Below are 21,938 nucleotides of genomic sequence, written 5' to 3'. Positions count from 1 at the left end.
ATGTCTCAGAAAAGCGTTTCTTATCATGAACAATACAGTCATAAAAAGAGAAATTTCGAATGGGAAACCTCTACAGAGTACCCTTGCGAAGTTTTCTCACAAGATGAAGTTGTAAAGCTTGTTAAAGAGCAAAGGGTTTTAGCTGAGAAACCAATGAGAGTTATTAAAGTAACTACAATTATCGAAGAAATTGAAGTTTTTAAATAGTTGGAAAAAGGCGATCAGCACATGCGCAAACTTAGCAAGGCAGATGAAGCAAAATTTAAACAATTATTTGGGGATATGCTTTCAATAAAGTCTCAGCATGATGAGCTAATTAATTCGTTAGATAAAGATGTTCAGGCTTTGATTAGTAAGTTTAATTTAGAAAACGACAAACTATTTTCTCAAATGAAAGAGCAATACGAGAGTATTGCAGATCAACTTAAAGCCTTTTCTTCGGATAAAGCTCAAGAAATGGATGCTTATATTTCGGACAGAACTGATAAATGGCATGATTCAGACGCTGGTTTTACATACAGAGATTGGCAAGAAGAATGGCAAGATATGTCGGATGAATTTGCAGAAGCTGCGTGTGTGGATTTTGATATTGAGATAAATTTTCATCGGCTCCCTGAAATCGAAGAACCACGTTTCAAACCTTAGTAAAATTGGAAAAGCAGGAGAACGGTTATGAGTAATGATATGGAACGAATTGACAAGTTAATAAGCAATGAAGGGTTTGGGCTTCGCTCATGGGATGACCGTTATTCCAAAGGTGTATGGGTTTGCTTATCACCAAATTCATATGATCTTGAAGAAGTAGAAAGCGCAACTGATGCTGGTGATTTAGATATGATACCAGCTACCGAATATTTAGAGTCTGTTGACTGGTTGCCTTTTGTAACTGGCAACTCATTCATGGATGCTTTAACAAAGCTTGAAGAACGGCTTTCTAAATTACCTGAAGAAGAGTTAAAACGTGCTTCACAATGGGGATGGGCTGTAAATAATGCCATTGCCCATTTAAGAGAAGTAAGCAATTCGTCAAACGATTATGGCGGTATGGAAGGTAAGTTCAAGACCTTGCCAGAAGACTTCAGAGAGTTAGATCGCAATTGGTAATGAGCTTAACAAGCTCAATAACGTTTAGTTGGAATAATAACTATTACACAACGCTAAGCGTAGAGATTGATTAATAACAGGTATACAAATATGGCGATTTATATAAAAACAGAAGATGCAGAAAAAGTCATTCTTGATCCAAAAGGGGATGATGATTTGATGATTGAGCGCTTTTCAACAATGCCTGGTATTTTAGAAATTCGAAAAGCATCGGAAACCGAAATTAAAAGATTATGGAATCCTGAAAATGTGACTCCGTTTGGTCAAACAAACGCATCAACTATTTTGTAATTTATCGGTATTGGAATTTACAGAGTAATTTGTTATGGCGAAATTAATAGATATTTTAGTTAATGATCCCAAATTCACATTTTGGGCTGCGGCAACGGCTGTAGTCCAGACAGAAGATAAGCACATTAGAGCTATTGCGATCGATGGTGAAGATATTAATGAGGGTTTCCCTATTCATCATTATCATGATGGTGTTTTAGCTGATGATTGGCAGACGGCCATAATATCTAGGCAAGCATTTGCAAACGCAATAGGTGTATCTATTGGCGAGTATGAAGGGGCTTTAATCTCAAAAGCGGCGGCTGATAAATATCCGCATAAGCTTGCCAGAATTAAACAACCCCCATTTAGTAAGTAATGTATTGGAAATAAGGAATACTATGTAAATTTTTCTCTGGAAACCCGAAACTGTAAATTCGGTGATTCTGGAGAAACATAGGGCAATCATTAAAAAGCGGCTTAAACGCTTTATCGAAGCTGTTTTTTAATGATTAAACAAGCGAGAGCGCGTTAGCTGTATCTGGAAAGTTTTCCGACTCCAACCAGTTTGACGGCACTTTCACCAACAAATTGCGACTATTCTGGAAAAGCATCGCAGGCCATGTGATCACTAGTTTTCCAGAGTTGTTTCAGAACTAAATTTAAAGAGTATGGTTACAGTAACGAAGTTTGGGATAAAACCGATACTGATGAAGGGCATTTCTGTGTAAATGAAATAGATGGTAGGCATATAGGTGTATTTCCGTCTTGGGAAATTGCCCTAGAAGTAGCCGCTTATGCCACTGGTTCACCCGATGGTGGCTACGGTGATGTAGTTATCGAAAATGTGTCGGTATATAGCAGCTTCGATGAATGGTTCATGTAAGTGAAAAAGATTGGAAATATTGGAGCCTGGGCTTTTGTTAATAGCGTTCTTGGGCAAAAACAATTAATTGAAGATAAGGAAAAATTTAATATGGCAAAAAAATCTGTAAAAGAATTTTCAGTGACTCTTTTTGAGAAATATGTTGAAGTTTCAATTACAACTGAAAACGTTAAACCACATAAATATCGTATTTATCCTGATGAAAGGCAAGGCTCTGACATTAAGAGAATTGCTTCACACATACAGAATGGCTTGGAGACTGCAAAATCCACTTCTAAAAAAATAGGTATTAGTGATTTTAAAGAACGTAGGTATGTGTTTCTTGAATTGCCTAATGATACTTATTCAACTCAGTACACGGCTGATAAACTTTAAATATTGGAATTCATATGTCACTGACAGTAAAAGAGTTGATTAAAGAGTTAAAGAAGATGCCTCAGAATGCACAAGTTGGTTTCGCTTTGCATGACTACGATACTGGCGATTCAGAAAATGTAAATAGCGTTACTGTAGTCAATGATGAAGATTGCACTAATGATACAGGCAAAGCAATGCATCGCGTTGTTTTGAACACGTAACAGGGTATTGGAATGCTTAACTTGCTCTCAAATTTAGACGCTGGTATATAAAGTTACAGGAAAAAGTGGATGTGAAGATTAACCTAGTAGAGTTGGCTAAGGACGGTGCTACATTAGGCTATACACTCAAGCAAATAGCTGAATTTCATACGTTGAGCTACACGGGGCTCAAAGCTGCGTTAAAGTCTGCCGGTTACACCCACCCAAGGGGAATTGCCCTGCACAAGCTTCGCATAGAAACAACTTATGACTGTTCGCTTGATGATGTGATCCGGAATATGGTTCTAGATGGACTTGGAACGGTAGAAACAGCCAAAGCACTTGGTATGGATGCCAAGACGCTGAAAACCTACTGTACCGGCAACGGCATTGAATTGAACAAGAACAAGCCGATCCCGAAGCGCTATGAAAAAATCATTGCGGCCACCCGCTCCAGGCAGCGAGATAGAGCCGACTTGGTTTGGGTCAGTTCCTCGTCTGGAGAGAGGCTGTACGCGAGCGAGGTAGCCAGAGAGCTAGGGGTTAGCTATAAGACTGTCATCCGGTATCACGAACAAGGCCTTACACTAGAGGGAATGCGAGATAAGGACTTAATCCCCAAGGTAGAGAAACCGATCACCATCAGCGGGGTAACACTTACTTTCAGGGAATGGTGCAGTAAAAACCAAATCCAGTTAGGTACTGCGTTGAAACGAGTGCGTTCAGGGTATTCTTTCATCGAAGCAGTTACCATGCCGACCGGCTTTAAATCCAGGCAAGTGAATTGTGGCGATAATTTTGTTGATAGCCAGGGGCTTTTTGTCATTGTGAGAAATGTGGAAGAGGGCTTTTTGGAAGACGAAATTGTTTACCAGGGAAAAACGCTTTCAGGGCGTCTTCCAAAGAGTGTTTTCTCAGACAGATTTAAGAGAGCAAATGAGCAAAGATAAAACCAATTTAGGTCTTTGGAATCAGGCCTATGACTATGTACCAAGTGGGGCAAAGAATTTTTTTAAACAGCTGCACCATCAACACAGCATTGAAAAAAGCAGGCGTTCTTAGGCCGTGTGGTTATAGTTGTTAGTAGTAAGATTTATAAATCTGGTACTAGATTCTTTTTACGTTTAGCCGCTTCCCCTAATCGCACCATACCAGAGCTAATAAAGCAGCCTAAGTTAGCAAGTGGTGCACTTTAGACTTGAATTCGAGAGAGCCTAAATCACTAAATATTCACATTTTTATTGAGTCTTTAATTTTCTGTATTTACGATTATCCTTCATTGATTTGCTAGTAAACCAAGAACTGTCAAACTGAATTAAAACTTTATACTTCAAACTGGAAGGTAAAAACATGAACAAAAATTGCAAAGATTACATAAGTAAAACCTATCGCGATTTGGCTGCAATAAGTGGATTTACAATATTGGCATTTATGCTTCCATGGCTTGGCAAAGCCATAACATTAAATGTGATGCCAATATTGCCTTTAAATGACCATATAGTCACTGCGTCTGCTGCAGCAGAGATATATTACATAAAAGAAAGCCTGACTTCGCTTGGTATGGTTCTGACAACGTTGATTCTATTAGTTTTTGCGAAAAACACACAGCAAGGGGAAAACCTAATTAATAAAGCACTAAATTCAATAATGAGAATATTGGGTACCGCTGACAATGGTGAGGGTCAAAATAACTCTCAAACAGAGGTAAGCAAAGGCCTAGAGGGTTTATTGAATAAGATCTACGATTCTACTGTATCTAGCACGCTATTTTTTGGGAAATTTGTATTTCCTATAGTGCTAATGATTGCGGTGCTTTTGATACTTCAAAACAATATCTTTATTGACTTTATTCTTCTAGAGGAAGGCCAGAAAATAACGTCAACCGAAATTCACGAACTGAATAATACGATTAAATATGCAAGTATCGCGAACGTGTTATTTTTTAGCTTTTGGTGCGGCATATTTTTCAGAGATTTTTGTAAAATGACTAAAGAGGCTCAAGCCCCTAAATTGATTTAAGCTATTTAGAAAACCACCATATAATCAATAGGGTGCTCTTTTTCTGAATTAAATTACACAGTGCTTATCTTCTAAGTATGAGATTTAAGAGACCATACTACGATGAGCAAAATTCAGAATATAAATACAAGCACCCTTGTTAAATTAGCAAGTGAAAATTCATTAACAATTACACCAAACAACCGTATTGCAGCCAATCTAACAAGCCACACTGTTAACTTTATTCTCAATGAAACAAGCAAATCAGCATGTCTTACACCAACAATTTTACCGCTAAAAACATGGCTGGCTGACACCTTCAAAACATTACGTAGAAATAACGTTCCTCCGTTTTCAAAACTTGCACTTATCTCTGAGTCTGCACTAGCAAGTTACTGGATAAGAGCAATGTACAGCAAAGGACAAAGTGAGAACCTAATCAACCCTGCAGAATGGTTACGCGAAGCTATGGCTGCAGATAAAATCTCTGCACGTTGGAAACTGGTAGATTACACACCAGATACAGCACTGGGCCACAAGTTTAAAATGTGGCGAAAACAAGTTCAGCAAGAACTACTTTCAAATGGTTTTGTAACGGAAGCAATGACAATAGAGCTAATTATCTCAGCACTTAAAAATGATGAGCTGTCATTGCCTAAAAATATTTTTACCTTTGCATTTGATGAAATCCCGCCTCTTTACCAGGATTTGTTTGATGCAATTGCTAAACACACCAATTTAAGTGAGCTAAAACCATTAAGAAGCCAAGCCAAATGGTATCGAGTAGAAACACTTAACAGTGAAGATCAATTCAAAACGGCTGCAAAGTGGGCCTCTAAAATAATTGAAAATGAAAATGGCAAATCTATTGCGATTGTGTCTCCAGATCTAAAATCGCAAAAAGAAGACATTCTTAAAAGTCTAAATGATGTGTTTGAGCCACAGTGGATATTACCTGAAAGTGGGAACTACACAGCGCCATATGATGTATCGCTTGGTGAATCATTAAGTCAAATCCCATTATTCAATAGAGCGCTTTATTACTTGTCTCTAGGGAATATCGTGAAATCTGAAGAGGTTTTAAACATCATTAATGACCCATTTGCTTTTGCTAATAAAGAGAAGATGGGAAGACGGCGTTTTGCTAAAAAAATGCGCGACAATCGTGGCATAAAAACAGCAATAAAATCGCTCGCAATGAAATCCTCTTGCCCGCCTTTACTCTCAAAGTCACTGAATGATTTTGCGAACTTGAGCGAAACATTAAACGCGAGCTCTATGTTACCTAGCAAATGGGCCTTGGCATTCAATGACTTGCTATCAGTCATTGGCTGGGCAAAAAACATTGAGTTGAATGAATTAGAGCTGCTTGGAGTAAAAAAGTGGAGCGGAGTTCTCGATAAGCTGACTGGACTAGATGCTCATACGGGGGCCATAACAAAAGAACTGGCGCTACGTTTAATTAATCAATACACATCAAACACACTTGTTACACCAAAATCAAAGGGCTCACCTGTAAATGTATTGGGCACACTAGAAGCCGCAGGCTTAGATTTTGATTACATTTGGGTTTTAGATTGCAATAACAACGTCTTTCCCGCCAAAGCAGAGCCGAACGCTTGCTTACCCCAATCAATACAAATTGAGAGCAAAACACCGCATAGTAGCGGTGAACGCGAGCATGAATTTACTAGCAAACTATTCAAACGATACAGGACATCCTGCGATGAATTATATACAAGCTACACCGCTGAGGATGAATATGGTACCAAAGAGCCAGCCTTCATTCTAACAGCAGCAGATACCGACATCGATGCTGATTCAATTATTGACCATGATTTGATTTGTTATAAGGAAGCAAGCTTTCAGCGCTTCAGCACACATAGTGTTAATAATGATATTGGACCATTATCAACAAACAACAACATGATACCAGGCGGGGTTGCAGTATTGGATCTAATGAGTCTTTGCCCTATGCAAGCAGTTACCAAGAATAGACTAAAAGTTGGTGAACATAAGCCTAACTTTACTATGGGGTTGTATGGTGGTGAAAGAGGGGAAATGATACACAACGCACTAGAAGCGATGTGGAGTGAAATCATTGAACTGGCTAAAAAGCGTGGTGCGCCTACACATAGCGACCAATTACATTCGATGGAGCCGGTTGATGTGAAAAGCATGATTGAGCGAGCAGTCGATATTGCCTTTTTTTGGTTAGATCGTGACGACATAAGTCAGGAGCTAATAGAGCAAGAACGTATGCAAATGGTCTCCACACTCACACAATGGATTGAAATTGAAAAAGCGAGAGACAAATTCAATGTTTTAGCGATGGAAAAGTCTGATTACGTGATTCTAGGTGACTTTAGAATAAAAATACGCAAAGACAGGCTCGACAGTGTGGTTAATTCAGCAAATATTAACAAAACGCTTGCGCTAGATTACAAAAGTAGCGAAGAATCATGCACAAGCGCATTGAGTAAAAATATTGATAAATCGCAGTTACCTCTAGCAGTACTTAGTGAAGGTGCCAACGGCGTAGGTTACTTAAATGTTATTCCTCATTCATCAAACATTAGTGGGTTGACGGACGATGAATCATTAGAAATGTTTAAACCTATTGGCAAACACAGAGCCCACGCGCCGAAGGAATGGGAAGAACTGAAAGGCTGGTGGCGAGAAACGCTAGCGGAGCGTGTAAAACAATATGCACAAGGCTATATATCATTTACGCCGAGCACTAAAGCATGTGCCTACTGTGTTAAGCGCAGTTTGTGTGAGCATTCAGTAGCATAATCAAAACAACAGATAGCAGAGGTCTAAATTGAAATTCAAACTATCACTAAGAGATACGGCGATTTTAGTGGCTGCACTCAGTGCAATCATTATGGCCTTTTACTTAACCCAAGAAAAAGCAAACGTCATTGATCCGCGTAAAACATTACCAATGGTGGTATTCGAAGACAAAGACAAACTTTGGCAAGTAGTCACATACAGCGGTGAGCCTGTTACAGCATTTAGTATTGAAGTCTTCCCAAAATACGAAGAGTCATTGAAAAAGGTGTACATCAACTACCGCTCGCAGTTTGTATTTCATGATGGCACGCCAATTTTACTTGATAGCGAACCACTGTTCTGGAATAGAGCCGGTGAAATAGTTGATTACAATTACAATTATATCAATGAAGGGTTGGTTTTTTTCGTTGGTAATAAGGGAATGAAGCCAAGAACGGCAATGACGCTAAAGACGCTTAAAGAAGACCTACGAAATAACGTGTTGAAAGAAGAGGATATATTAAGAAACAAACAAATTAGTCAAATTGCAGGTAAGGGAAAATCAAGATGATAAAAAAACACCTGAAGATTCGCGCAGTAGATAGGCTACAAAAATCAGACCAAAAACGAACGCTGATATTGCTTTGCATAGTCGATACATTTTTACTGGCGAGTAAGCAACCTGTAAATGTATTAAGTCTCAACGGTAATGCATTGCTCCCTCATGTAGTAGGCGAATATACGCAAAGAAAGCTGTTGAAGATTATTGATAATGAGCTACCTCTGATAATCTATAACGCCATCATTTGCAATGACATAGAATTACATAGCGCTATTCTACATGAGCTCGAAGTATTAGAAACATCACTGAGAAATAGGCGAAATAACGAGTGGGTGAAGCTATTACTTAAAAGTGCAGTCGATGAAATGCCAATCACCAATAAATACCTTTTAAGCAAAACAGACAAGCAGGCCCAAAAACTAGGCGCAGATAGGACGCAATACAATACGTATTGTGCGGCACACTTAGAAGCATTAAAAAAGCTATTCAAAGAAAAAAAGCAATGTAAATCATTGTGCGATTGGTTCAATGTTAAAAAGCAAGAGCTCCAGGATCTATAATTAACACCATAACTCTACGAACAAGACCAAGCTTTAATGCGCATGGCACTTTTTCTGCAATTAAATAGCAAGTCTCTAAACTGGGTATGTGTTGAATAGGTATTACCCAAATAAAATAGCAATAGCAGAGGAATGATATGGTAACTGAAATACCTGTAAAGGTACTTGAAAAAGCGGTGCGAGATTTAATAGCTTTTAATGAATTCACATTGTACTTCGAACGTGACACTGACGAATGCACAGGCATAACGTTTGCCCTTGAGTTTTTATACTGCTCTTTGAATTTGAATAGCAGCCATATTGACTCAGCGGAGCTGATAGAAGTTCTGGTTGCAAAGCTAGATGAAACGGCTCAAAAATTAAATATAAAAGGCTGGGAAAGTGTTAGAGCTAATCTACCTTTTGCACGTTGTCAAAACTAATTTAGGTGGTAGGTGAGGCATGAAACGATGAAAACTGATGGTTCTATGGGGTGGGTTACTAAAGCTCAGTTTGAACTTATTGAAACCATTGGAGTAGTTTGTATGGCTGCAGATAAAGGAAGCAAAGAAGTTACGGCAAACGAAGTAAAGCATTTTGAGTGTGAGTGTCCCTACTGTGAAGCACTTGTCCGTGTGGCAGATGATAATGTTATTTCTGGTGCTTCATTTAACAAGAGTGTACGGAATGCGGCAAAGAATTCCCTGCTCGTTGCGCATAATTGGAAATCTGGCTTTTAAAAATTTTTAACTCGGGACATTTATGGCAGGATATGAACGTAGATTATTAAATGAAGACGATTTAACTAAGCTGTATAAGCTGACCAATCCAAAATTAAATCCTAAGCCAACGCTACATACTGTTATAAGCTATCAATCAAATCAGTGGGAGATAGAAGACTCGCACCTATTGAGAGGCTACAGAGCCAGCAAAGGTTCATTAGCTATGAAGGTGCGTAAGTACGAAGCAAAAAAAACATGGCCTGATTCATGTCAATTGGGAATAGGTGTTTTTGAGGACGATAAGTTAATCCATGTGCTAACAGCTAAAGATTTGGGGGTGAAGCCAGAACGTCAGGTTAAGGCTAGTTTACCATTGGATGATGCCTTGGGAGCTATCGGGTTATCGAGAAAAGATGTTACATGAGTAGTGCTTAACGATATTGAAAAAGGGATAATATGACAGCTCCATTGATTTTAAGTGAAGTTAAACAAAAGCTAGCTAGTGTTGTGAGTGAAAGCTTCGAATGGCCAGAGATACCAAAAGGGTGGCAACTGGAGTTTATTGTTTACCCTGACGGTGAAGTGAGTATGGATTTACTGCATCCTGTTTCTGGTATGTTTTGGTCAGAAGATAATGGGCATTTTGAGCTTCCTATCATGAATAATGGGAAATTCATTACGGCAACTGCTTTGAAAGATGCCGGTATACCGTTTATGACCACATTTGGTCATGCAGTTGTCTCTGAGAAGCCACAACCACCGCATTTAAAAAGCGTTTAAATGTATTAATCGAAGGGTTGGAATTATGACTAAATTAACAGGGTTGTCAGATAGTTATTCTAATCCGATAAAAATCGGAAATAAGATCAAGATTACAAATGAAATAAACCATGAGTTACATGGTGCATGGGTAGTCTATGAAGTTATACAAAAAGGGCTTACTCCTGTTGTATCTTACCTTTATTCAGAAAAAGGTCAGATATTTCCTGAAGGACATTCTGCTGGGCCTTTATGTAATGAATACGATCTTGAGCAATTTGTTTTTGAGAAAGATATATCAAAAATAAAACCAACGAATGAAATAGTTGTAGTTGAATGAATTTTGGTGAAAATAAAATAGTAATTAGATAATTGCAATGTAGGCGAGGGATTTAGTATGGCTCTTGAGTACCTATATACACACTGGAAGTCCATTTTTTTAGCTAGTGGCTTTACTGATGATGTTGCACAAGAAGAATATCAAACGTGGTGTGAGGGGCTTGGTGGTGATTTAGATAACGAGTTTCAACAAAACGAGTTCTCTGTCAGGTCAGCAGCAAAAGAAGCTGTTAACGAATTAAAGGAATATTCGTAGTTGGATTACAGTATGGGTAAACAGATACCACGATTTGAGCGGAAAAGTAATGGTGCAGCTGCATTGTTTGTTGGTCATACAGATGAATATGGTGAAGAGCTGATCATGACGCATTAACTTTCAGAAAAAACAGCACACCGGTTACTTAACGCATTAACAAAGGTTGAGCCAAAGCTTCAAGCAAAAATTAAATAACGATATTGGATCAAAAAAATGAAAGAACAACTGGAATTATTATCAAAGTATTCAGGTAAGACTATAGAAGAAATTGAAACGCTGTTCATAGGTAACCCAAGCTTACTAAGTGCTTCAGTTTTAGGTGTTAATGTTTTTGAAGAATTAAAAACACAAATAAATAAAAATCAGGTTTTAAAGGAGTTGATAGTTTATATCAATGATAATTATTCAGTTGGTGATAAGTTAGCCCCTGATAGAAACGTAGCTGAAGCTCTTGGCTACGAAAGGTCTACTATTCGTGAATACTACCCGCATTTAAAACTTTTTGGTTATTTAGATGTTCACCACGGGAAATCGACAGTATTTAAACGCTCTTTTGAAAAACATATTATTGAGCTTGTTAAAAGTTGATATTGGAAAGAGCATGATTGAAAAATACTTATATTTTGAGCCGACAATTTATGTTCCTTACGATCTTGATTTACGTGATAAAAACGCCATCAAGTTAACAAAAATGTGGGTAGAGAATGGACAGGAAATTGATATTCCAAGTTTATTTGATAAGTTTGTTCGACTACCAAATAAAAATTATTTAAAGGCCCAATTTAAAAAATCATTACACATGGAAATTTCGAAACTTGTAGATACTGAAGGTGTAATAACTTTGCATATGCAATATGAAATTAACTTTCAAGGAGAAGAGCCTTTAAAAGTTTTCCATAAACAAAACTTAAATTTTCAATCAAGCAATCAGCATCATAAAATCATTAATCAGTATTCATCTTCAATGGCATTACCAGCAATATTTGGCAAAGAAGGGCTGTCTTTAGCTAAGACTGAAGATACTAATGATACTAGCAAAACAATCTTACAAATAGGTTTACTAGAAGAAGATAAAACACGAAGAACTTGGTGTGTTGAAACGCTTGATAGATTACACCCAAACACTGATTTAAAACATGGTGTTTTACATTAATAGTTAACGTAGGAATATTTTGTGCAGCTTAGTAAAAAAGACAAGTTCGCTAGAAAAGCGCTCATGACACTGGCCCTTTATTCATCACTGATATCAGCGAGCACAGAGGAGACTGACGCTATAGAAAGTGAACTGAAGCTTGTTGTAGAAGAAATCAATAAACACACCCCCAAACGCATTGATGACAACAGCAAGCTAATGCTGGTGGAACAAGAGGCCGCAAAACTGATTTACATCATGCAATTGAATGGGAAAGTTGAAGATAGGGGGGTGTTTAAGGAAAAAACACAACAGGTGATAACGAGTAATCTATGCAAAGATGAGTCGCACACTTACTTTATAGAGAACAACATAGAGATAGAATACAAATACCTTGATTTTGAAGGCGTGCCTGTAGCACGCTTCAGCGTTGATTTAACTACTTGTTAGTCGAAGTAATCGTGCAATCGACTAGAGGAAGATCGGGGTTTATTAGCGTGTCAGATGTTTCAAACACCATTTTATCCCAGTCGGCGCACCCATCGCGTAGTTTTAGTGGCCATGGCGTCTTAAACTTATCAGAGAGGGCTTGAATAGTCTCTTTTTCTGAAGTCCAATCGCGATGCTTGCCTTCAAGTACAGGCTCAGGCTTTCTGTTTTTACCGAACAAAAATCCCCGCTTGCAAATCATTGTATATTTAATGTGCTCATGAACTGCGTAATTAACACCATCAATGCAAACGTATCGCTTTCCTTTTGCAGAGCTCATATTAAACCTCGCTATCAATATTAGAAAGAGAAGAGTAACCCCACCGCAAGGTAAAATTATTGATAATAATGCAGTCTAAACACATAGCGAATCCTAGTTTCGAACAAAATAATAAGCGACAACATTATTCAGGTTATGAGTTCAATACCTGAATAAAACATGAACAAAGTCGATTTTACATGAGATAAATTAAAAGTAAAAATAAATGATAGTATTTTCTACGGTTTTGCGGTTTTTTGATAACAAAGTAGTATTTTTGTCCGCGTTTTATAGCCAATAACGCCTAAAGTGCGACCATATTTAAAATAAAACCACAAAACCGTGAAATTTATTACTTTTCTTTCTCACCTTTACTTGCTTCATTGTCAGGCACACCGGAAATGCAAGCTTTATCTAATACAAACTCAACAACAGGCTCTTTAAATTCGGTTACTAAATATGCGACTGCGAGCGGGCTAATTAAAATTGCAAGAATGTTTAGAATCCCATTTAAAAAAACTCCGAAAATTGCAGAAACCAACGCTGATGCAAGACCGAAACCTAGCAATAATATAAATATACCCTTTAGTGAAATTGATTTTTGTATATCGCCACATTTAAATGACACAACAGTACTATCAAGATTTTTTAACATAACGTTCTCCGTTAAAGATATAAAATGTAAATAAAAACAAGGAAAGCTAATATGAGCTTACCGAATAACACAAAATTACCGACTATCAATTCTGAAATTGACTGACATAATGAGGCGACAGTAAAGCCAAAGAGCACGCGAGCCTGAAACCCTGCCACTTCAGAATAAACACCGACACCCAGCGAAAAAATAGAGAATACTACAGCTATGGTTGCTACAAGCTGTAATAAGTGAGCGAACAAAAACCGTTCAGAGCCAAATAGCTTATAATAGCCATACTTTGTAAAGTGCCAGCGCTTGTGTATTCCTGAGTCTATAAATAACTCTTTAATTTTTTCGTTCTTCACACTTCCCCTCCCAGGCCACTGATACGATAATCAACCCCAACCGCTTCTAAGTAACAGTTATAAAGCCGCCTATTATCACTTGAAAATATGTTTGAGCGATTTACTTGCTTATACAGCTCAAAGCCAATTTGCACTGCAGATAAGAGGTTGCTTTCATAGACAAAGCGAGACGCTAAATTAGGTCGGAAATAGTCAACCTTTTCCATGGAACCAGAATATGCATTTAAACTTCTAGTTAGTTTTTTATCTCTTGGTAAATGAAGAGTGAGCTTCTTACGAACCCGAGTCATGCCTACGTAAAATAAGCGCCGTTCAACTTCAATTTGATATGGATCTGTACCGCAATCAATCGAGGGACAGACGCCTTCTTCACAATGAGCCATAATCACGTAAGGCCATGCAAGCCCCTTGCTTTTATGCAAAGTACAAAATTGAATAGCATTAGCATCAGTGGACTGCGTTGTTAACTCTTTTAATTCATTGATAATCCCAAGAGCAACATCGATGTTGTCATCGAGTGACGCATAGAAATCTAACAGTAAAGTGAGCTTTTTGAGCTCGACATGACCGTTTCTTTTTTTGTTAAAAAAGGACTCGAACCGCGCTTCTTTAAATAGTCTCTGCAACAGATAGCCAGTTTCTTTATTTCTTGATTTTAAAACTATGTGGACCGCTTTAATACGTCTTGTAATTATGTCGAACTCATACTGTGATAGTGAGGTTGAATATGACTTGGTAAACGCGGATATGGACTTATCAGCGTCACCTAAGAAAATCATTTCTATTGCATGTGACAATTTAGAACCATCTACACCCCACAAAAATGAAACTAAGAACCTTTGTAGCGCCCCACTTTTCTCAGCTTTCGAAGAGTTCTCAGATAAAAGCACCAGCATATCGCTTAAAAATGCCGTATTTAGTGAATCGAGTATGGTTTTACTGTCTTTACTAATAAAGTAAGGGAAGCCTGAACGTAAAAGTGCAAGCTCCAAGGTAAAGGTACTACTATAACTACGAATTAGTATAGCAATGTCACTGTAAGTACCCCCATCAAGGAGAAATTGCTTTATGTTATCAATTAGGTCGCTTTGTTTAATATCAGCATGTAAGTCATCATAATGAGCAATTGAAAAGTTGGTGTTTAGATCGTTACGACCAGAAATACAAATTTTATCAATTCGGTCACTATTGTTATGAATAATATTATTAGCAACAAGCGCTGCTGTATGGCCATAACGATATGTCTTTGACAGCTTGAAAAGTTTTACATCATTAAAATCACGATCAATTTCATCTTTCAAGAATCGAGGGCTTGCACCTGTGAAATCATAAATAGTTTGATCATCATCACCTACAACGTTAACGCACGCTTTGGTTCCAGAAATTATTTTAACGAGAGTGTGGCTTGCCGCGTTAGCATCTTGATATTCATCAACCATCACAACGTCATACTTATTTATAAATCTGCGCAACAAGTCGGGATGCTCCCTATGTAGCATAACGATGTCATAAATAAGATCGGGGAAAAATTGAATGTTTTCGGCCTTTCTCTTCTGTTCGCTTTGGCGATATGCTTCGATAAATGGAAATAGCTGCTCAGAGTAATGAAACTGACTAAATACAACCTCTGGTTCTAGTAGAGAAGATTTGCATAATTCATTAAATTTAGTGAACGCACTTACGGTCACAGAACTGGTAACCTGCATTTTTTTATGCAAGTGGGTGGGTATAAATTGCGATAGACATTCTTTGTAGAATCGTTTGTATTTGTAGCTTTCTGGCATGAAATTTTGTGCCGGAATAACCCCTGACTTTTCCAGAAGGAATCCAATTTTTTTTGCGTAAGAGTGATATGTTCTAACTTCAGGCAGGTGCATGTATTCAAGTTGCTCTAGGTCATTTTTGAAATTCACAGCTGCAGAGTCGTTAAACATCACAACTAAAATTCTGTCAGCGTCAATACCAGACTGAAGCAAATGACCAACACGGTAGACAAGCACAGTTGACTTGCCCGAACCAGGTACCGCGATCACTTTTATATTCCAGCCTACCGGAGCAAGCACAATAGAATTTTGTTCTTCAGCAAGTTGAAATGCCATTTTTGTGATTATTTCTTAAAATTTAAATATCTTGCTTGGAGTTAATATTGTTATGCTGATTCAATCAATAAATAAGTGAATATTTATAAAAATATGCAAACATTTCAGCTTTACCACTTAAATCATCGTGATCTTACACATGTAGATTTAAAAAAACGTTTGCTTAGTAGTAACCGGCCTCTAGATGAAAGCATCGTCAAAGCGTACTCTAATTCTCGCCAACATGAATTACATATTAGAGATACTTTCACTGAGGTGAGTAAGCATGACTTTTTAAAGGATAAGTGCAGCATTGCTAGAACATTGTTTGATAAAGGTATCTACACTTACGTGGCAGACATAAAAGCAAACAACGTTTTTGAGGTTATTACACGAACCAACTCAATTAATGGGTATTGGTTTATGAAAAGGCTTAAAAACGTTGTATTCAAGGCGCTTTCCGAGAGAGATACGAGGAGTTATGACATAATTACTTGCGATGAGGGAAGGTTTCTTGTTAATGGAGTCGGCGTCATTGATCTAGATAAAGAGGTTATTTTTAATATCAACAATGATATCTAATAGTGCATTAAAGAAGGTGTTGAAATAGTGAAAAAGTTACTATCCCTTGCTCTCAAGGCTTTTGCTTCTCTGATTGGTGGTTCTGGCACAGCTGATGAGGTTGAAGACAAGAATGCTGTATCATATAAACCAAAAGGTGAAAATGGTGAGCTAATCCAAGTTTACGAAACCAAAGATAAAGGACTTTAATTTATAAACATTCAGTAATTCATGACTGAGTAATTTAAATCTAGATTGAAAAAAGAAAAGTAGAGAGACTATGTCGAAAACATATATAAGAGTTAAAGTTGTGAAGGTTCCTTATGGCGCTGTATGGCAACGTCTTAGTAGTATCATAGAGGATAGCTTGGCTGTTTCTTGCGGTGATAGCGAGTACGAATTTAGAACGTATGGTGATGCAATTGAGTTTCAAGAAGCGTGCAGAGACTTAAATGTTGAATTCACCGTAAAAGATCTTTCAGATGACTGATATGTGGCAGTATTTTGAGCTGTCCAAAGTTCGGCATAATCACCTCAATACTTTAAGTAGGTAAATACAGCTAGATATAGTAAAAACTGATAAATAGGTGAAAGGCTTATGTATTTGTCGTTAACCCCAACTAAATTGGGGGGAGGGGTTGTAATTAAAGGTGACTCACTAACAATCAATAAGGTAGAAAGGCTGTTAACCAGAACCGCAATTGAGTCGCACTCTTGTTATGACAACGGCATGTGTATGACGCTATCACGTTATTTTGAAGAGAAGAGTCGCGCTGTTGATTGGGTTACTTTAATCGCAGGGTTGACAGCTCTTAGGAACAGCCTTGGTTATCGGTTGAATAAAGAAAATCATGCCTTAATTTGCTTGCTCGAATATGAAGTCAGTAATGCGCTTTATATGTTTTTAGGTGAACATACGCACGCAGAGGTTGATGATGCTCTTAACTCTCTATATGGCCTTAATGATCATCTGTGTGGTGAGGTGATAGAGAGTCGGATGGTTTACTTGTACTTGCTTAAGACTCCTGAATATAGAAAAAAAGAGTTATTAAATATAATCAAGTCCATAAGTCCAATTTTACGATTTTCAAATCGTGACTATCTAAAAAGGTTTGAAGGGCTTAGCAGCAGTCAATTAAACTACCCAGCAGGGGCTACATTTGAATATGAACTCTAATATTCAAATGTAGCCATTTAAAAGCATTGTCGAACCTGCGGAGCAAATCAAACAATTAACTTTCAAGGAATTTTTAAGGATGAAAAAAAAATTAGAACTATTGACGCGAATAGAATCAGGGGAAGTGACTATTAATGAGCTTAGTAGCTCTGACCAAATAATGGCTTCAATGGCCTTTCAAAAACTAGATTTACTACCAAAAAGTGAAACTCATACTCAATCACTCGCGAAACTTAGTGATACTCAAAATAAGGCTATCAAAGCATTTCTGAAGCGTCCGATAACCTTAATTGATAAGATCTTAGCACACGACTTAACGAAGCCCTTAACAGCAGAAATTAAAGAAGGGTTATTATTAGATTCGGGGAATTCATCGCCTTTTAGAAAAGATTGGCTCCAAAACACAAAGAAAGACACTGCTGTAATGTTCCTCAAACAACAGTATGAACATGTAGGCGACTATTTGTGCTGTCAAGTTCACTTATTAAACTTGTTACACATGCATTATGGCATAGCCGGTAGTTTCCCCCACCCTTACCTACAGGTTAATACTGGCTCGGTAATAGATAAAGTTAAAGGCAATCCGTACTCAAAGCACGAAAACACCCCTTTTAAAGGTCCAGTATTAAAAGGATTTTATTATAATCACATAGAGCTCTTCCCATTTTCCTCTCAATACGGTCGAAGTTCAATTTACAAAGGGCCGGAATTTGAGAGTTTAAAAAATAAAAAAATAGCAGAGGCGGAGGTTAGGCTGAAAAGTGATAGTGATCCAATACAACAAGCTGAATCAGCTAATAATGAAGCCGTAAAGATAAGCAATGACTTGTTTAAGGAAACTGATCAGGCTGTTTGTAAAAAGAGCCCATTAGATAAGGGTAAGGTAACAGGCCCTTGGTTGATCAGTGAAAAGTCAAACACTAATGAATATAATTACTTGTGTATCACTCCTCATGGCAATTCTATGTATCCAGATAAAGATATAAAAGCAATTATCGATAGTGCGAAATATTTCAAGCTCTAGCAATGTTGTTCTGTGTAAAAAACGCAACTAGTTAAGCTAGTAGCTATGGCAATTACCAAAAGTATAAGAAAAGAGGTGGGAATGAAATTTCAAGGGAATCCTGGTGAAGAATTAGTGAGTTATCTATCAAGTAAAAGCGGTATCTTAGCCACACCTCCAAAGCAGGACCAATTTGGCTGGGATTTACATTTTCAGTTTTCCTCTAATTTAACTCCCATTTTCATGGATGAGCATGAGAGTAACTATAATGCTTATGTGCAGGTTAAAGAGTTTACACAGGATTACGACAACTATAAAGGCAGAGATATTAAGCTATCTAATATTCAACATATGATATCTTCAAGCTCACCTTGCTTTGTTATTTTTGCGCAAACCACCAATGAAGAATTGTATGTAGTCCATTTAGGCTTTGAACTGATTGAGTTAGGCCTAAAAAAGATAAGACTAGCGCAAGCCCGCAACACACCACTTCATAAATCTACCATGAGGATCAACCCTCACATTTGCAACGCAAAAAAAGTCGGGTTATCTGATAATTTGAAAAATGTATTAATAGATATTGTAGGTCACTCCCCCAAAAAATATGTTGAGGAAAAACAAAGTTTTACCAAGTCGGTAGGATATCTTGATGGCGCTATTGAGGTGATTGGTACCTTGTCTGAAAGAGAGCTACTTGAAGTTGAACTCGGTTTAAAGAATAGCGTAGAAGTAACAGTAGAGCAGTTTAATAACATTCGTTTTGATACCCCACTACCTTTTCCATTTAAACCTTTAAAAGTTGAATTGTTGAGCAACGAATACGCTGAATCAATAAGTGTTTTCACAAATAACATTCCTGATGATGAAGTTTTATTCATACGGAAAAGCGATGATACCCTGCCACTCACGTTGAATGGGAAATTAAGAATATCTTCGCAATCTACACAATTTGGTGTTTTTGCGTTCGATAGTGAATTTTTTAAGTTGATAATTTCCGAAAAACCGAAATGTTCATTGGAGATTTCATTTAATCTGCACAAATTGCTCACAACACAAATGACACTTGATGAGTTAAGGTATCAAATGGAAATGGCCTCATACATGTTTAGTGGAGATGAATTATTGTATGGGTTTAAATCATTAGATAACGGTGAGTGCAACCGTTGCACCGAAAGAGCGTCTGGTGTGCACTTAAAAGAAGTTTATGAAGTACTGCAAATGCTCGATACTTATGAGCAATTATTGAAGTTATTAAAGATAAACAAGTCATCACCTATAGATCCAATGTTTCTATTCCAAAAGAGACGCAAGCTAAAAACTATACTTGATATAATTTTTAATCCAACGGATGTTACATTACGGTTCCCTACAGTGTCGGGCATTAACAGCGGTGAGTCCGTATTAATATTTATTCCTTTTCAAATAAAAGTGAATAACCATGAATACATTATTACAGTCAGGGCCCAGGGCAATATGGTTGTATTTGATGGACAAGGCTATCTAGCAAAAGGACATTCTCACTCCTTAATGTCACCCATATTAGCCCAAAAAAAGCCAGTACGTGATTTATTCAAAAAGCTAGACCACTTGATTAGTCATGATAAAGAAAGTGTTCATAAACTAGTGATATACACAGCCATGAGTAAAGAGCTTGCGGTGTCTGCAAAGCCAAATATCATATATGACTAGGTCATTTTAGTGAGAGCAATAACCGCATGGAAATGAATGAAAATGGACATAAGTTCAATAAAACATTCAAAGGTCTTGAAGGGTATAGCCATTTTAATGCGTGTGTGGGTAATAACGGTGCGCCAGACTTACCTTATTACGCAGATGGTTTTCTAGACGCAGCATACAAACTGGGTGAGATGGTTGTAGAGAATTACCCTCATTATAGTGTTGATGAATTTATTTACCCAATTGGATTTAATTTGCGTCACAGCATCGAGCTATGGTTAATGCACTTTATCAAGCACCTTCGTAAAATCAGAAGTGATTATCTTTTTAAAATCTGCCCTAAGAATGGAACGCAGCAAACACTGACCCAAAAGAATATGGAGGATACTCATAGCATAGTGAAACTATGGGAGTGGTGGTTGATTAATTCTCAAGAAAGAGACAGCCGGTTAGGGGTAATTAGTGAGCAGCTGAAAGAGTTTATTGAAGATATAAGCGAAATAGATCCAACAGGACAAACATTTCGGTACCCGTACAGCACAGAGTCTGAAAAGCACTTGGTAAAAACTCCGATAATTAATGTACTCAACTTAACGATGCGTATAGGGGAGTTACGCACTATTCTGGGTGAGCTCAATTACTTGTTAAAAGAGCTGGAGGAAGAGTACGACTGCGGCACTTTCACAAAAACTCTGTCTAGAGCTCAAATATCCACGATATCTGAGTCACTTCCTTCATTTCAAAGCTGGAAGGAGCCTATTTTTAAAGAGGCGAAAGCAAGCATTAAGGAAAGTTTTAAAATAAGTAATTCAGAGTTTAACAATGTCATCAACATTATAAAAACGCATCGATCATTCGCATATAATATTGGCATTCACTTCGAACTTAAGGCTGCTACATTTGATAATTTCCAAATTTTCCTAGATGCATGGCTGCTATTTCATCCTGATGCCATGCGAAAACGCCTAGAATACGATTATGATAACCCTATAACCAATATAGTCGGGTTAAAGGGTGTTAAAGCGAGTGAGCTTTACGAAAGGCTTGCTCGAAAAGCGGAAGTTGTAAAGGAGGTTCACGCGAAATTAAGTGTCGAAGCTCAAGCTGATTTTTCAGCCTTGTTTTATTTGGCTCATTACAATAACTATTGTGAAGATTACGACTGGCTTTTCGAAAGGGAGATGAATGCTTTCTTGATTGCTCAAAATGATACTAATGATGCTTATTCAGCTCTAAAGTTCGTTTTGGAAAAAGCAAATTACATACAAAATCTGAGTACAAGTTTGCACATATTGAAGCACTCCAGTTTACTGAAGAAACTAAAAAAGCATTATGAAGGTAAAATTATATTTGATTGAGCATGATGCTTGAGTCGATTATGTATACAGGCACTTAGCTGTTTGAGCAAAAGGAAAACCTAATACTGTAATATAAACTTTATCAGTGATATTTCATTAATCGCTAGTTTTAATACACTTTGGTTAACACACCAAATTCATTGACGTTGGCGAATTGCCAATCCTGCGATATTACTTACACAAAATGGGAGAGTTAGTATGGAACTAGATGTTGATTTTACTAATTTACACTTAGCTGCTGCAAAAATGAGAGGTATTGAACTCAATGCTGAGCAATTTATAAGTTTTGCCAGCACCGTGATTGACGGAATTGATAATGAGTTGGCCGCGTATTTAGAATTGAGTTTTAATCAAGTCATACGTGGCGAAGACGTTAAGGCTGGGAGTGATTTTAACCAGTTAATAAAAGACTTCATAGCGCAGATGTGCCACTAA

Annotated in this window: 34 protein-coding genes; 30 read left to right on the top strand and 4 right to left on the bottom strand. The window is 37.5% G+C overall.

What is annotated here, in order from left to right; genetic code table 11:
- The 22 genes from EVU92_RS21110 to EVU92_RS21010 all read left to right on the top strand — a co-directional run bounded on the left by EVU92_RS21110 (position 1) and on the right by EVU92_RS21010 (position 12,349).
- Positions 1 to 207, top strand: coding sequence for a hypothetical protein (locus EVU92_RS21110; RefSeq protein ID WP_130053147.1), 207 nt, complete (start codon positions 1 to 3; stop codon positions 205 to 207).
- A gap of 21 nt (positions 208 to 228) precedes the next feature.
- Positions 229 to 645 (top strand): hypothetical protein, encoded by a 417-nt coding sequence (locus tag EVU92_RS21105; protein ID WP_130053146.1) that lies wholly within the window; start codon positions 229 to 231, stop codon positions 643 to 645.
- A gap of 27 nt (positions 646 to 672) precedes the next feature.
- Positions 673 to 1,104 (top strand): hypothetical protein, encoded by a 432-nt coding sequence (locus tag EVU92_RS21100; RefSeq protein WP_130053145.1) that lies wholly within the window; start codon positions 673 to 675, stop codon positions 1,102 to 1,104.
- A gap of 90 nt (positions 1,105 to 1,194) precedes the next feature.
- Complete coding sequence (locus tag EVU92_RS21095; protein WP_130053144.1) at positions 1,195 to 1,395, top strand: hypothetical protein; 201 nt, start codon at positions 1,195 to 1,197, stop codon at positions 1,393 to 1,395.
- Positions 1,396 to 1,429: 34 nt separating this feature from the next.
- Entirely contained in the window at positions 1,430 to 1,753 is a 324-nt protein-coding gene (locus EVU92_RS21090; RefSeq protein WP_130053143.1) for a hypothetical protein, read from the top strand.
- A gap of 507 nt (positions 1,754 to 2,260) precedes the next feature.
- Positions 2,261 to 2,635, top strand: coding sequence for a hypothetical protein (locus tag EVU92_RS21085; RefSeq protein ID WP_130053142.1), 375 nt, complete (start codon positions 2,261 to 2,263; stop codon positions 2,633 to 2,635).
- A gap of 14 nt (positions 2,636 to 2,649) precedes the next feature.
- Positions 2,650 to 2,838, top strand: a complete 189-nt coding sequence (locus EVU92_RS21080) for a hypothetical protein (protein WP_130053141.1) — start codon at positions 2,650 to 2,652, stop codon at positions 2,836 to 2,838.
- A gap of 65 nt (positions 2,839 to 2,903) precedes the next feature.
- Positions 2,904 to 3,767, top strand: coding sequence for a hypothetical protein (locus EVU92_RS21075; protein WP_130053140.1), 864 nt, complete (start codon positions 2,904 to 2,906; stop codon positions 3,765 to 3,767).
- Entirely contained in the window at positions 3,754 to 3,879 is a 126-nt protein-coding gene (locus EVU92_RS21865; RefSeq protein ID WP_276319802.1) for a hypothetical protein, read from the top strand. Before EVU92_RS21075 ends, EVU92_RS21865 begins: the two co-directional genes overlap by 14 nt.
- 288 nt (positions 3,880 to 4,167) lie before the next feature.
- Positions 4,168 to 4,836, top strand: a complete 669-nt coding sequence (locus EVU92_RS21070) for a hypothetical protein (RefSeq protein WP_130053139.1) — start codon at positions 4,168 to 4,170, stop codon at positions 4,834 to 4,836.
- Positions 4,837 to 4,938: 102 nt separating this feature from the next.
- Positions 4,939 to 7,611, top strand: coding sequence for a PD-(D/E)XK nuclease family protein (locus EVU92_RS21065; protein ID WP_130053138.1), 2,673 nt, complete (start codon positions 4,939 to 4,941; stop codon positions 7,609 to 7,611).
- A 28-nt stretch (positions 7,612 to 7,639) separates the two neighbouring features.
- The gene (locus EVU92_RS21060; protein ID WP_130053137.1) at positions 7,640 to 8,161 is read left to right on the top strand and encodes a hypothetical protein; all 522 of its coding nucleotides are present in this window, start codon (positions 7,640 to 7,642) and stop codon (positions 8,159 to 8,161) included.
- The gene (locus EVU92_RS21055) at positions 8,158 to 8,712 is read left to right on the top strand and encodes a hypothetical protein (RefSeq protein WP_130053136.1); all 555 of its coding nucleotides are present in this window, start codon (positions 8,158 to 8,160) and stop codon (positions 8,710 to 8,712) included. Before EVU92_RS21060 ends, EVU92_RS21055 begins: the two co-directional genes overlap by 4 nt.
- A gap of 137 nt (positions 8,713 to 8,849) precedes the next feature.
- Positions 8,850 to 9,134, top strand: a complete 285-nt coding sequence (locus tag EVU92_RS21050) for a hypothetical protein (protein WP_130053135.1) — start codon at positions 8,850 to 8,852, stop codon at positions 9,132 to 9,134.
- Positions 9,135 to 9,161: 27 nt separating this feature from the next.
- Positions 9,162 to 9,431 (top strand): hypothetical protein, encoded by a 270-nt coding sequence (locus EVU92_RS21045; protein ID WP_130053134.1) that lies wholly within the window; start codon positions 9,162 to 9,164, stop codon positions 9,429 to 9,431.
- A 22-nt stretch (positions 9,432 to 9,453) separates the two neighbouring features.
- On the top strand, positions 9,454 to 9,837 hold the full coding sequence (locus EVU92_RS21040) for a hypothetical protein (protein WP_130053133.1): 384 nt from the start codon (positions 9,454 to 9,456) through the stop codon (positions 9,835 to 9,837).
- A 32-nt stretch (positions 9,838 to 9,869) separates the two neighbouring features.
- The gene (locus tag EVU92_RS21035) at positions 9,870 to 10,193 is read left to right on the top strand and encodes a hypothetical protein (protein WP_130053132.1); all 324 of its coding nucleotides are present in this window, start codon (positions 9,870 to 9,872) and stop codon (positions 10,191 to 10,193) included.
- A gap of 25 nt (positions 10,194 to 10,218) precedes the next feature.
- Positions 10,219 to 10,512, top strand: a complete 294-nt coding sequence (locus EVU92_RS21030; protein ID WP_130053131.1) for a hypothetical protein — start codon at positions 10,219 to 10,221, stop codon at positions 10,510 to 10,512.
- Between the two features lie 57 nt (positions 10,513 to 10,569).
- Positions 10,570 to 10,767 (top strand): hypothetical protein, encoded by a 198-nt coding sequence (locus tag EVU92_RS21025; RefSeq protein ID WP_130053130.1) that lies wholly within the window; start codon positions 10,570 to 10,572, stop codon positions 10,765 to 10,767.
- Positions 10,768 to 10,980: 213 nt separating this feature from the next.
- Positions 10,981 to 11,355: a GntR family transcriptional regulator gene (locus tag EVU92_RS21020; protein ID WP_130053129.1), complete on the top strand. Its 375-nt coding sequence runs from the start codon at positions 10,981 to 10,983 to the stop codon at positions 11,353 to 11,355.
- A 13-nt stretch (positions 11,356 to 11,368) separates the two neighbouring features.
- The gene (locus EVU92_RS21015) at positions 11,369 to 11,920 is read left to right on the top strand and encodes a hypothetical protein (RefSeq protein ID WP_130053128.1); all 552 of its coding nucleotides are present in this window, start codon (positions 11,369 to 11,371) and stop codon (positions 11,918 to 11,920) included.
- A gap of 21 nt (positions 11,921 to 11,941) precedes the next feature.
- On the top strand, positions 11,942 to 12,349 hold the full coding sequence (locus tag EVU92_RS21010) for a hypothetical protein (protein ID WP_130053127.1): 408 nt from the start codon (positions 11,942 to 11,944) through the stop codon (positions 12,347 to 12,349).
- On the opposite strand, the gene EVU92_RS21005 is transcribed toward EVU92_RS21010, so the two are convergent.
- The 4 genes from EVU92_RS21005 to EVU92_RS20990 all read right to left on the bottom strand — a co-directional run bounded on the left by EVU92_RS21005 (position 12,339) and on the right by EVU92_RS20990 (position 15,748).
- On the bottom strand, positions 12,339 to 12,668 hold the full coding sequence (locus EVU92_RS21005) for a hypothetical protein (protein ID WP_130053126.1): 330 nt from the start codon (positions 12,666 to 12,668) through the stop codon (positions 12,339 to 12,341). The two genes, EVU92_RS21010 and EVU92_RS21005, sit on opposite strands and share 11 nt — an antisense overlap.
- 331 nt (positions 12,669 to 12,999) lie before the next feature.
- Complete coding sequence (locus EVU92_RS21000) at positions 13,000 to 13,302, bottom strand: hypothetical protein (protein ID WP_130053125.1); 303 nt, start codon at positions 13,300 to 13,302, stop codon at positions 13,000 to 13,002.
- A gap of 11 nt (positions 13,303 to 13,313) precedes the next feature.
- Entirely contained in the window at positions 13,314 to 13,649 is a 336-nt protein-coding gene (locus tag EVU92_RS20995; RefSeq protein WP_130053124.1) for a hypothetical protein, read from the bottom strand.
- Positions 13,646 to 15,748, bottom strand: a complete 2,103-nt coding sequence (locus tag EVU92_RS20990; RefSeq protein WP_130053123.1) for an ATP-dependent helicase — start codon at positions 15,746 to 15,748, stop codon at positions 13,646 to 13,648. Before EVU92_RS20990 ends, EVU92_RS20995 begins: the two co-directional genes overlap by 4 nt.
- A gap of 75 nt (positions 15,749 to 15,823) precedes the next feature.
- On the opposite strand from EVU92_RS20990, the gene EVU92_RS20985 reads away from it, so the two are divergent.
- The 8 genes from EVU92_RS20985 (at position 15,824) to EVU92_RS20955 (ending at position 21,938) form a co-directional block, all read left to right on the top strand.
- Positions 15,824 to 16,309, top strand: coding sequence for a hypothetical protein (locus tag EVU92_RS20985; protein ID WP_130053122.1), 486 nt, complete (start codon positions 15,824 to 15,826; stop codon positions 16,307 to 16,309).
- 27 nt (positions 16,310 to 16,336) lie between these two features.
- Positions 16,337 to 16,498: a hypothetical protein gene (locus EVU92_RS21665; protein WP_168990056.1), complete on the top strand. Its 162-nt coding sequence runs from the start codon at positions 16,337 to 16,339 to the stop codon at positions 16,496 to 16,498.
- Positions 16,499 to 16,568: 70 nt separating this feature from the next.
- Positions 16,569 to 16,778, top strand: a complete 210-nt coding sequence (locus tag EVU92_RS20980) for a hypothetical protein (RefSeq protein WP_130053121.1) — start codon at positions 16,569 to 16,571, stop codon at positions 16,776 to 16,778.
- A 246-nt stretch (positions 16,779 to 17,024) separates the two neighbouring features.
- On the top strand, positions 17,025 to 17,465 hold the full coding sequence (locus EVU92_RS20975; RefSeq protein WP_130053120.1) for a hypothetical protein: 441 nt from the start codon (positions 17,025 to 17,027) through the stop codon (positions 17,463 to 17,465).
- Positions 17,466 to 17,544: 79 nt separating this feature from the next.
- A complete protein-coding gene (locus EVU92_RS20970) occupies positions 17,545 to 18,489 on the top strand; it encodes a hypothetical protein (protein ID WP_130053119.1) in 945 nt (314 codons plus the stop codon).
- 45 nt (positions 18,490 to 18,534) lie between these two features.
- Positions 18,535 to 20,157 (top strand): hypothetical protein, encoded by a 1,623-nt coding sequence (locus EVU92_RS20965; RefSeq protein ID WP_130053118.1) that lies wholly within the window; start codon positions 18,535 to 18,537, stop codon positions 20,155 to 20,157.
- Between the two features lie 26 nt (positions 20,158 to 20,183).
- The gene (locus EVU92_RS20960; RefSeq protein ID WP_130053117.1) at positions 20,184 to 21,503 is read left to right on the top strand and encodes a hypothetical protein; all 1,320 of its coding nucleotides are present in this window, start codon (positions 20,184 to 20,186) and stop codon (positions 21,501 to 21,503) included.
- Between the two features lie 198 nt (positions 21,504 to 21,701).
- Positions 21,702 to 21,938, top strand: a complete 237-nt coding sequence (locus tag EVU92_RS20955; protein ID WP_130053116.1) for a hypothetical protein — start codon at positions 21,702 to 21,704, stop codon at positions 21,936 to 21,938.

This window comes from Pseudoalteromonas sp. MEBiC 03485, assembly GCF_004195145.1.
GTDB classification, from domain to species: domain Bacteria; phylum Pseudomonadota; class Gammaproteobacteria; order Enterobacterales; family Alteromonadaceae; genus Pseudoalteromonas; species Pseudoalteromonas apostichopi.
This window is presented reverse-complemented; position numbering and strand designations above follow the sequence as displayed.